Source organism: Amycolatopsis sp. NPDC049159 (assembly GCF_040648295.1).
GTDB lineage: Bacteria > Actinomycetota > Actinomycetes > Mycobacteriales > Pseudonocardiaceae > Amycolatopsis > Amycolatopsis pretoriensis_A.
This window is the reverse complement of sequence record NZ_JBEZDL010000061.1, coordinates 1-2,188: the sequence shown is the minus strand read 5'-3', so window position 1 is coordinate 2,188 and position 2,188 is coordinate 1. Positions and strand designations below refer to the sequence as shown.

The window sequence follows — 2,188 nt, the reverse complement described above, 5'->3', positions numbered from 1 at the left end:
GACGCCCTCCGCCACCACCGTGAGCCCGAGCGAGTGGCCGAGCTCGACGATCGAGCGGACCACCGCGAGGTCGCCGAGGTCGGTGCCCATGCCGAGGACGAAGCTCTTGTCGATCTTGACCTGGTCGACCGGCAGCTGCCGCAGGTACGCCAGCGACGAGTAGCCCGTGCCGGAGTCGTCCACCGCCAGCACGATGCCCAGCGAGTGCAGCTCGCGCAGGATCGGCAGCGCCTTCTGCGGGTCGGACATCACACCGGACTCGGTCAGCTCGAACGTCAGCAGCTCCGGCGGGATGCCGTGGTGCTCCAGCTCGCGGGCGACCTTGTCCGGGAAGTCCTCGTCGGCCAGGTTCCGCACCGACAGGTTCACCGCCACCGAGATCCGCAGGCCTTCGTCGAGCCACTTGCGGCAGCGCTTGAGCGCCTCGCCGAGCACGAACGACGTCAGCACGCCGATCAGGCCGGCCGCCTCGATGGCCGGGACGAACTCGTCCGGGCCGAGCCTGCCGAACTCCGGGTGCACCCAGCGGACGAGCGCCTCGACGCCGGCCACCTGCCGGTTCGGCAGGGTGATCTTCGGCTGGTAGTGGACGCTGACCTGGCCGTCCTCGAGGGACTGCCGGAACTGCGTGACCATCTGGAAGCGGCGCAGGAAGATCTGGCCCATGCTCGGCACGTAGCCGCGGACCTCTTCGCCGCCCTTCGTGGCGCGGACGGCGACGTCGGCGCGCTGCAGCAGGCCTTCGATGTCGACGACGTCGCCCGACTCCTCGGGGGTCGTCGTCGCGTAGCCGATCATCGCGTTCGCCTCGACCGAGAGCCGGTCGACCGGGTACGGCGCGGAAAGCCCTTCGCGCAGCCGTTCCGCGGCGTCGTGGGCCTCCTCCGGCGGGCAGCCGACGAGCAGGGCCGCGAAGGACGCGCCTTCCAGCCGGGCGAGCGGGACGTCGGGGCCGAGCGCGTCGCGGATGCGGCGGGCGGCGGCGATGACCATCCGGTCGGCCCACGCGTAGCCGAGCGCGTCGCTGACCGTGGAGAAGACGTCGAGGTCGATGCGCAGCACCACGGCGTGCGCGTAGTCCCGCAGCGGTTCCTTCGCCACCTGCCGGAAGCCCAGCCGGTTGAGGTGCCCGGTGAGCGGGTCGTGGTAGGCGTCGTGGCGCAGCGTCGCCAGCAGCCGCCGGTTGTCCAGCGACGTCGCGAGGTGGCTGGCCATCGTGCCGAGCAGCTGGACGTCGTACTTGCCGAACCCGCGCCAGCGCGAGAGCCGGTCGTGCGCCTCGACGACGCCGAGCAGCTGGTTCGCGCTGCGCAGCGGGACGACGAGCGCCTCCTGCGCGCCGCGGTCGAGCAGCGCCGCGCGGACGTCGGGGTTGGCCTCGGTGATCCGGAAGTGCCGGACGTGCGCGCCGGGCAGCCGCAGCAGCGGGTCGTCGGCGGCGGGGTCGGCGGGCGGCAGGTCGTCGCCCGCGACGACGACCCGCAGCGGGTCCTTCGCCTCGAGCCGCAGCCGGAGCACGACGCGGCCCGCGGCGAGCTGGTCCTTGATGCGCTCGGCGATCGTCGCCCACTCGCGGACGTCGACGCCGCCGACGAGCTCGTCGGCGCGGCCGGCCGGGCGGGCCGCGGCCAGCTGGCCCGAACGGGCGACCATCAGGCTGACGTCGGAGAGCGCTTCCATGTCCCGCTGCTCCCGCAGCAGGTCCGAATAGGCCCAGTACAACGCGGTCAGGCCGAGGAAGACGGCGAGCACCAGCGGCCACGCCTTGGGCGTGTTCGAAATGACGAGGTAGCCGGAGAGGCCGACGGACGCGTTGACGAAACCGACGACCAGGATCCGCGCGGTGAGCCGGACGGCGGTGCTGACCCGCATCCGGCGCCGCAGCACGCGGACCGCGGCCAGCGCGAGCAGCGTGCTCACCAGCGGCGCGGTCAGGGTGCCCGCCAGCGCGGCGACCCACGGGAACTTGTCGCCGCCACCCGCGCCGACGGCGTACTTGACCAGTCCGGCGACGGCGAACGCGCCGGTGATCTCGAGCAGGAACGCGCCCGCGTTGTAGAGGACGCGGCCGGAGACCTTCCGCGCGAGCAGCGTGCCGATGCCGGCGACCAGGTGCGCGGCCAGCACGACTTCGAACGGCGCGACGAAGAACCCGATGACGAGCGGGATCTCGGTGAAGGAGATGGTC

The 2,188-nt window shown here is 72.7% G+C and carries 1 protein-coding gene; it reads right to left on the bottom strand.

What is annotated here, in order from left to right:
• Positions 1–2,188, bottom strand: a 2,188-nt coding sequence (locus AB0B33_RS46775; protein ID WP_360784678.1) for an EAL domain-containing protein, incomplete at both ends; no start/stop codon positions are given.